The following is a 1,138-nucleotide window of genomic DNA, read 5'->3' on the forward strand; positions in this document are numbered from 1 at the left end:
CCCTCAAACGAAAAAAGCCCCGATGACATTGGATGTCATCGGGGCTTCGGTTTGATTTCGTGCGATTGTCGCCGACAAGTCGACGATTCGTTATCGATTAATAATCGTCATCGCTCAGGACGAATTCAGGCCATGGCACACTGCTGCTCTTGCCGCGTGGGGTCAACAGAGCTTGGTAAACGCGATAGTCGATGCCTTCGCCGATGAAACGCGTTCCACCGTCTGCCATTCCCGCGTTGACACCATCAACGTGAGCCGACGAGGGGCGAGCCAAGTCAATTGCGTTGGTCGAGTTCATCTGAAGCGTGAAGATGTCCTGGCTTGGTCCGGTGCCGCCACCATTAATTTTATGAAGCGGATCAACGGGGTCCGGGGTTACTGCCGCAGTAGTGCTCAGGAAATTCCATCCGCTGCCCGGTGCGGGGTTGTCGTCTTCGTAATGCCAAACCATTCCTTGGAAGTAACGAGAGTTAGTTGGGTAAGCAATCTCGTCGGTTACCGCGGCAACTTCAAGAGTTGATCCCGCAGTGATTCCCGCTTGATGCCAAGGTTGTGCTTGGACATTTTCGGAGAACAGCATCGTGTTACCTTGGCCGTCTTTGAAGTCATCCAAACGAACGGCGGGGCCGGTTGCAACAGGACCGCTTCCGGCATACTTGTTGTTGAATGCACCATTGGCTCGATCTTGCGATTGAGTGAACGTGATGTCCATTGGTGGTGGGGTTCCTGTTGCCCCTGATGCTTTTTGCGGAGTTCCGTTGTTGGAAACATAGCTATTGCTGCCCATTGGGGCGTCGCTGTTTGGATTGCTCGGGCATTGCAGGATCGCCAAGTTTGGCGCCGCCTTAGGATGGAACGCTTTGGTTCCATCGATCACAGGGTAACGATCTTCGCTCCACTGCTCGTAGGTCGGTTGTGCGTCAAGCCATGGCAAAAGCGCAACCGCCCAAGTTCCGATCTTTCGATGGGTTGCAGGATCAGTTCCGCCAGCGACTTCAGCCGATGGATCAGGGCCTGTAGCGAAAGTGCCGAAATCGTTGATGTACCCAGGCAACTCACCCTTTGCGTTTTCGTGCTGGATTGCTGCGAGCGCCAAGTTCTTCAATTGGGTGCTGCATTGATTGCGGCGTGCAGCCTC

General features: G+C 54.3%; 1 protein-coding gene. It reads right to left on the reverse strand.

Annotated features, from left to right (window positions below):
- Window positions 1-97: 97 nt before the first annotated feature.
- Window positions 98-1,138, reverse strand: a 1,041-nt coding sequence (locus RMSM_RS14465; RefSeq protein WP_040766701.1) for a DUF1559 family PulG-like putative transporter, incomplete at its 5' end; no start/stop codon positions are given.

The sequence above is a fragment of the Rhodopirellula maiorica SM1 genome (assembly GCF_000346295.1).
GTDB lineage: Bacteria > Planctomycetota > Planctomycetia > Pirellulales > Pirellulaceae > Novipirellula > Novipirellula maiorica.